The following is a 7,578-nucleotide window of genomic DNA, read 5'->3' as shown; positions in this document are numbered from 1 at the left end:
CCCACCGGATAATTAATAATTAACCCGCCCTATTTATGGGGTTCTGCCGTTAATGACATCAGAGGGGGATAATATGAATAAATCCGCCCTCTGGGGAGAAGAGGATTAGGCAAAAGTTGAATTGCCAAAATCCGGGGGTATATCCTGAATACGTCCAGGACCGATCGCCTGTATAGCCTCTTTTAAAACCACATCTCCAGTATATAAAGCACGGCCAACAATGACATCAGTTACCCCCAAGGGTTCTAATCCCAATAACCCTAATAAATCAGTAATGCTACTGACACCGCCAGAGGCAATAATAGGGATTGAGACGATTTCCGCAACTTCCCGCAATGCCGCTTTATTGGGACCCTGTAAAGTCCCATCCCGGTGAATATCAGTGTAAATAATGGTAGCCACGCCCAACTGTGCCATTTGGTGGGCTAGGTCTGTGGCTTTGACCTCAGAAGTTTCTAGCCAACCCCTAGTCGCCACTTTACCATCACGGGCATCAATTCCCACAGCAATTCGTCCGGGAAACTCAGCGCATAACTCAGCTACCAATTGGGGATTTTCCACCGCTACGGTCCCCAAAATTGCCCTTTCTACCCCTAAATCAAATAGGGCGGCGACAGTATCACGACTACGCAACCCGCCGCCGACTTGAATCGGGACTTTGACAGCTTTGGCGATCGCACCAATAGCCGCATGGTTAGTAGGTTGTCCAGTTTTCGCCCCATCAAGATCAACTAAATGCAGACGAGTAGCGCCCTGGGACACCCATTCCTGGGCGACAGCCACAGGATCTTCATTAAAAGTCTCGGCTTGGGTGTAGTCTCCCTGATACAAGCGGACGCAGCGCCCTTCTAATAAGTCTATGGCGGGTATTACATTCATTGGCGATTGATAAATTGGAACAAGGTTAATAGCTTTGAAACTCCCGCCGTTAATCGCTAAAGCCATCTAACGGGGGATTCTGGCTTCTTTCAGACTGCCTCTTAACTATACCACTCAATTACTCTTGAAACCTCGGTAAGACCGACTCCACAAGCATTTTAAACTAGGTTTCTTCTCCCGGCTATGTTGTACCCTCACCCTAGTATCTAGGCGGTATTGTTTCCTCTAGTTACTGGTCAAAATTCATCTCGCCATTAAGGCGATCGCTTCTAACGGGAGTCATATAACTGCGCCAGACTCCTGGCTATTTATGCGGTTTCTGGGTCTTTCTCTTCCATAACCTCCGATAAAAGGGTTGATAGTTGAGTATTCAGACGGCCGGATCTAACAAATTCCGCATAGGTTTCCGCCTCAATATCAACTAATTCTTCCTGAAGTAATTCTATGGTCAACTCTTGCAGTTTGGGTTCTTGTGATAGTAACTGCTGAGTTTTGGTGGTGATAGCTTCTAATTTAGATTTAATCAATTGGGCTTGATGTTGATAAGCATCAGGGTCTAATTCCTGCTTAACAACCGATTGGGAGAGGTGGTTTTGTACTCGGTTTAGGGCTACACGACGGGCTACTAATTGCAGATATTCTTCACGCAAGGGTTGGTCTTTGAGTAGTCCTAACCATTGCAGGAGAGGCTGGGTAGTTAAACCCTGAAATAGTAGACTAAATAAAACCACCCCGAAGACTGTCGCGATCAGATTTTCCCGTTCAGGTATAGCTACTGGAACACTCAAGACTAGGGCGATAGAAACAGAACCTCGTAAGCCTCCCCACCACAGCATAGTTTGATTTTGTAGGTCTATTTCTGATTTGGCTAATGTGTTACTGATGGCGGTTAAAGTAAATGTGGATATTACCCTAGTTAGCATCATGGCTAGGACGGAAACCGCAATGGGTTTTATGTTGGTTGCTAAACTCGCAAATTCAATTTGAGCGCCAATTAATAAGAAGACGATTGAGTTCACCAAAAATGCCATAAATTCCCAAAACTCGCTGACGATTAATCGGCTACGGGGATTCATACCAATTCGGGAACCAAAATTTCCTAAAATTAACCCTACTACTACTACGCCAATAACTCCAGATCCGCCTAAGTCTTCGGTGACTACATAGGTTCCATAGGCGGCTAGGAGGGTGAGGGATTGTTCTACTAGGGGAGAGTCAAAACGCTGAGTTAGATAGGATATCCCAAACCCAATTATCCCCGCAATAACTACCGCAATTCCTGTAAATAATAAGAGTTTTAAAACGATCGCCGCCGGGGATATTTCGATGTTTCCCATAGGAAAACCGACTAAGATGATGAACGCTACCACCGCTATACCATCATTAAATAGGCTTTCCCCTTCCATTAAGACTCGCAGACGTTTAGGCGCTCCTAATTCCTTCATTAGGGCGACTACTGAGATGGGGTCGGTGGCTGATAAACTTGCACCTACCAACAGAGCGATCGCTATCGGCATTCCTACCGCTAAATCTAAGCCAATAGCTATCCCTACTACACAAATGACTACCCCAATAGTTGCATATAAAAATACCGGGAATAAATCTCGTTTTAGGTCTCGCCAATTCAGATTCCAGGCGGCTTCAAATAGTAAGGGAGGCAGGAAAATTTCCAGGATTAGTTCCGGTGATAATTGGATTAGGTGGATGTCTTCAAAGGCTAAAAATAATCCGACAATTACCAATAATAGGGTAAAGGGGATTTTGCGCAGCCAAGGGAATAGACGAGACATGGTGGCTACACTGAGGGAAATCAGCAGGACCAGCAAAAATTGTTCAAGATTCTCTTTGATACTGATCTCAGCGATCGCAACTTCTGGAGTCATAGTTTAAGATAGTAGCGACAACCACATCATACTATCACATTTACTCAGGATATTTTATAATTCCTCGCAGGATTGTTAGATGATTATCATACTTGGGATGTCTAAAATTCCGCTTCCACTTCGATGATTTCTGTGTACTCAAACTGATTGGGACTGAGTTTAACTAGGGGATAGTTAACCCCTTGTAAATTAATGAAATCTTCCTCACAATCGGGTTTGGACGAGTTGTAAACTAGGATATATTCTCGCCCAATTTTGGGTTGAATTTCTCTAGCGACTTCTCCTCGCCATTGGGTTTTGGTGACTAATACAACTAGCTGGTTAGCTAACTCTGGAATAATGCGGGCTATTTGGCGGCGGTAAATTTCATCTAAACTACCAAAAGGGGAATCCATCACAATGGGAAATGTACTGCTATCTGGTCCCATAAGGGTATTTTTTTGACTCCATTCTCTAACACCTTCGATAATTCCGCCAATAAAGGATAGACTGAGAATTTGATTTTCTCCGGTGGAAGAGGCTACTGGCGCATCTTCTCCAGAGGTTCTTTCCACTAATTTAAGTTCGTATTTGGGGCTGAGTTGCGGTTGATAGGGGGTAAAAGAAATTTTGGCAAAAATATTTTGCACTCGGCTTTCTAACTGTTGACGGAATTGCTGATCTAAACGTTCCAGGACTTGGGATAATCTGGCGATCGCATCTTCCGTCGCCGCAATGCGTCGCTGCGCTGTTATCTGCTTCATCTCATTCATTTGTTGGCGATCTATTTGTTTCGATAGTTTCTCGCATTCTTGAGTGAGAGTCTCAATTTGTTGAGAATTTGAACCCATTTCTCGGTTCAGTTCACCAATGCTGCTTTCGATTTCATCTAGGCGTTTTTGCAGTTTTTGAATATCCTCATCTGGGAAATTGCGTAGTTTTTTCTTAATATCATCTAGTCGGGTTTCTATTTGGGATAATTCCGCCCTATTTTTGCTGATAGATATTTGATGATGGTCAATTTCTTGCCAAAATTCTGCTAGTTGGCGATCCACATCATCAACTTGGGTAGACATACGGATAGCGGTTTCTTCAATATCTGCCATTCCGGCTTTATTTAACCAACTTTTGAGGCGATCGCATTCCGAACTTCCTTCTATTATAGGAGTTCCACAAATGCACTGCTGGCGGTTAATTAACTCATTCACAAATTGCTTAGTAATTCCTGTCATCAACTCTCCCTTTTCTCGCATTCCTGAAAATAGGTTACGAAAATCAGCGATCGTATCTGACAACAAAACCGGATAAGCCCTAGTTGATAACAGTTTATTAATCGATTGTTTCGACTTTTTTAAATTATCTCTGATTGAAATAATTTGACTCTCTAACTCACTTCGCAATTGTTGCAACTCCGCCGCCCCACTTAAATCTAATAAATGGGCATTTAGGGTACGTTTCAACTGTTCATGATGTGCTAATTCTATTTCGATTTCCTTTTGTCTTTTCGACAAATTATTGATTTCATCTTCCCGCTTTTTTTTGTCGTTTAAAAACTTTTTTGTCTCAGGATTACCAATTATCGATAAATCAGTTTCTAAAGACTTTCTCGCTTCCTTTAAATGTTTAATACCCCTATTTAATACCTCCACCCCTAATAACTCTTTAGTAGCTTCCGCAATTTCCGCTTTTCTCTCATCCCTAACAATTTGCTCTATACGTTCTCCATCAAAAAAGAAATACTGATGTAAACTCATCGGTAAAATGCGATTAATAATCTCTTCTGGTGGCTGCGGTGGCAAAGTCCAGCGCCCATCATCTCCCGCCACCTGCATATATAACTCACTGTCAGAATGTTCGATTTCCCCATGTTGTTTATAGGCGCGACAGACCCGTTTAACCTGATAGCGTTTATGGTCATGTTCAAAGATAACTTCCACCCAGCAACCTACCGCCTTCCCCGGTTCTGCTTCCGTTAGCGATCGCTTATTAACCAATTGTTCCGAAACCGCAAATGCTGCACTAAATTTCTCATATAAAACCCAGCTAAACGCATTCAGTATCGTCGTCTTACCCGCACCATTATTCCCATAAATTACCGTAGTATTTTGTTCCCCTTTGGCTAAATATATAATCGGGCTTTTTCCGTAAAATTGCCGAAAGTTACACAACTGAATTGATAGTAAATTCATTGTATGACCTCTTTAATAATCTTGAGAACATCATCATTAATGTTCCAGGGACTTTTCATATATAGTTTATCTCTTTCCGCCTGCAAAACCCTTTCGATAATTTCCCTAACCTCTGGTGGTGCATCTGTAATCGGGTCATGAACTAATGTCTGATTAGCGTTTTCTCCATAGGTAGATTTTGCCTCCGAGAATACATTAGAAATCGCGTGAATTAAACCCTCTGAGTATTGGTAAGACATAGACTATTCCAAACGTGAGTTATCGATGGTTTTTTACTAGCGAAAAATAGGCGATTTAACATCAAGACATTTCATTCTAGCACAACCCCCATAATCACGTCAACTCTGAGACAACGAGAGATCATGTCTGGGCGGGTTCCCCAGTTAATTAGACTTGGCACCAGTCAAAAAATCCGGTTTTTTATAAAAATCTTGGTTAACAACCAGAAAGCCCGATAAAAACCGGGTTTTTCCGTCCCCGAAACCCGCGAGGGTGAGAGAGATAATGTAGGGGCGGGTTCTGCTGTTAATTAGACTTGGTATCAGTCAAACAACTCGGTTTTTTATAAAAATCTTGGTTAACAACCAGAAAGGCCGATAAAAACCGGGTTTTTCCGTCCCCGAAAACCACCCTCTGGGGTGATGGTTAATGATGGATGATTTATAAATCCAATAAACCATAGCGTTTTTGTAGTTGTAATAACTTCACCCTAGCCTCTCCTGCATTGTCCGCAATATCAGCAAACTCCATAAACCGGATCAGCTCTTTTTTTAACAAATTCCGTTCAACATCTAACGTATTTCTGCCCAAGTCTGGCGGTAAAACAATCATATCAAAAACCGTCGCCCTATCCTTTCCGGGATGAGGTCTAAGAACCCGTCCTCGACGTTGAATAAATTGGCGGGGGTTGCTGCTACTTGCCAGAATTACCGCATGACGAATAGCTGGAATATCTACCCCTTCATCAAGACAGCGAATAGCTACCAAACCCTGTAGTTGTCCTGATTCAAATTGTCGTCGCAATTCTTCCCTTTTTGCCATAGGAGTAGCGGCGGTATAGGTATTAACACGATAGCCCAATTCTGACCCTAATAAAAAGACGATCGCTTCTAGTTGTCGGTCAAAGCGAGTGCCTTTTTCCGTGATACCATCCCCACAATAAAATAGCGTGTGGCTGGTCTGTAAACGATTACTCATTAACTGTCTCAGGGCTTTAACTTTATTATTAGCAGCCCCAATTATTCTCGCCCTTTGCATCAATAGCGCCGTGATATTTTCGTTAGTTTCCCAGTCCTGATCATTGTCCATTAAAGCCCAACCAATGCGAGTAGTTAGGCGGGAATAAATCAGAGTTTCAGCCGGGGTTAATTCTACCAAAATCGGATAGTATAAATAATGAACTAACGCCCCTTGGCGGATAGCTTCAGCCAGGGTAAGTTCCGGTTGTAAAACCCGACCAAAATACTCCATTAAAGCATTTGTACCCTGGTCATCAAAATGACGTTCTGGGGTAGCAGAAAGTGCTAGACGTAAACCGATATGTCGTGGTAAACTAGCTTCTAGGCGAGGCGCACCTAAGTTGTGGGCTTCGTCGCCAATAATCAAAGTTTTGGGGGGGAAATACCGCAGTTGAGACTGAAAGCTATCGGAAATTAGGGTGGCGTTAGTGGTGATGACTGCGAGAAAGGGGAGATGACCCGAACTTATGTTATAAAGGGAGGTAGATAGGTGTTTCTGCCAATTGTGGACGCTTTCAAAGGCGAGTAGGGGAGTCATCCCAAATTTCTGGGCTTCCCGTCCCCACTGAGTCACTAGGTGGCGATAGGGACAGATAACTAAAACAACTTGTAAGCCAATTTTATGATATAATTCAGAGGCGATCGCTAAGGCTGTGATAGTCTTACCCGTACCCGTTGCCATTTTCAGGGTTCCCCGTCCCTGGTTAGCAAACCATTCGGACACCGCCTGACGTTGGTAGTGTCTCAGGTGTATTTGTGGGGGAATGACAGGGATACCAGGTAGACTCACCGCTGAAACACAAGCCCTATATAAATATCAAAAATCACCCATCAAAAATCAATCATGATCTGATTCCCAGTCAGGACAGGAGTCACCCTCCACACCTAATGGGTGCATTCCACAAACTAACAAATTCCCGCCGTAGATTTTACCATGATAGTGATTACATCCGCGACAGGCTGGGTTTTGGGTCGCGCTGGGGTGAACATAGGTGACAAAGGGATCAAAAGTTTCCTCCTCCTCAATATCATCTAGTCCCAAATCTAAGTATATATCCAGAATCGGCTCAAGGATATCATTTAAACACTGGTCTAAGTCGGGAATCAACTTATTCTGGACTTCCTCAGCAATTTCTTCGGAAAATTGGGTCAGGTCATCCATGATATGATTAAATTCTTCCGTCACATCTACAAAAAAATTTTCCACCTCAAGAACTGCGGCTTCTATACTCTTAACCAACTCATTAGACCAATCTTCCATTAGGCTTTAGCGGCTAACTGCTTCAATATTTGACACTGATACATTTACGCGACATTTATCCGGCTATTGCCTGACAATGCGACGATAGCACTATTACCCGTTAAAGTAACAGAGGCGGTATCCCGCAAAGCTTTTAGAAAGATTCCAAA

Annotated in this window: 6 protein-coding genes; all 6 read right to left on the bottom strand. The window is 43.0% G+C overall.

Annotation, left to right across the window (positions count from 1 at the left end; translation table 11 throughout):
* Window positions 1–105: 105 nt before the first annotated feature.
* Window positions 106–879: a 1-(5-phosphoribosyl)-5-[(5-phosphoribosylamino)methylideneamino]imidazole-4-carboxamide isomerase gene (gene hisA / locus ACTIE0_RS21590; RefSeq protein WP_174447167.1), complete on the bottom strand. Its 774-nt coding sequence runs from the start codon at window positions 877–879 to the stop codon at window positions 106–108.
* 308 nt (window positions 880–1,187) lie between these two features.
* Window positions 1,188–2,762, bottom strand: a complete 1,575-nt coding sequence (locus tag ACTIE0_RS21585) for a cation:proton antiporter (protein WP_006624026.1) — start codon at window positions 2,760–2,762, stop codon at window positions 1,188–1,190.
* A 101-nt stretch (window positions 2,763–2,863) separates the two neighbouring features.
* Window positions 2,864–4,930 carry an AAA family ATPase gene (locus ACTIE0_RS21580; protein WP_006669360.1) on the bottom strand — a complete coding sequence of 689 codons (2,067 nt, stop codon included), beginning with the start codon at window positions 4,928–4,930 and terminating at the stop codon, window positions 2,864–2,866.
* Window positions 4,927–5,169 carry a hypothetical protein gene (locus ACTIE0_RS21575; protein ID WP_006624028.1) on the bottom strand — a complete coding sequence of 81 codons (243 nt, stop codon included), beginning with the start codon at window positions 5,167–5,169 and terminating at the stop codon, window positions 4,927–4,929. The genes ACTIE0_RS21580 and ACTIE0_RS21575 overlap by 4 nt, the downstream gene beginning before the upstream one ends.
* A 421-nt stretch (window positions 5,170–5,590) precedes the next feature.
* Complete coding sequence (locus tag ACTIE0_RS21570; protein WP_006669361.1) at window positions 5,591–6,958, bottom strand: DNA phosphorothioation system restriction enzyme; 1,368 nt, start codon at window positions 6,956–6,958, stop codon at window positions 5,591–5,593.
* Window positions 6,959–7,006: 48 nt separating this feature from the next.
* On the bottom strand, window positions 7,007–7,429 hold the full coding sequence (locus tag ACTIE0_RS21565; RefSeq protein WP_006624030.1) for a hypothetical protein: 423 nt from the start codon (window positions 7,427–7,429) through the stop codon (window positions 7,007–7,009).
* Between the last annotated feature and the right edge of the window lie 149 nt (window positions 7,430–7,578).

It is taken from the genome of Limnospira sp. (assembly GCF_051859755.1).
Lineage (GTDB): Bacteria > Cyanobacteriota > Cyanobacteriia > Cyanobacteriales > Microcoleaceae > Limnospira > Limnospira fusiformis.
This window is presented reverse-complemented; position numbering and strand designations above follow the sequence as displayed.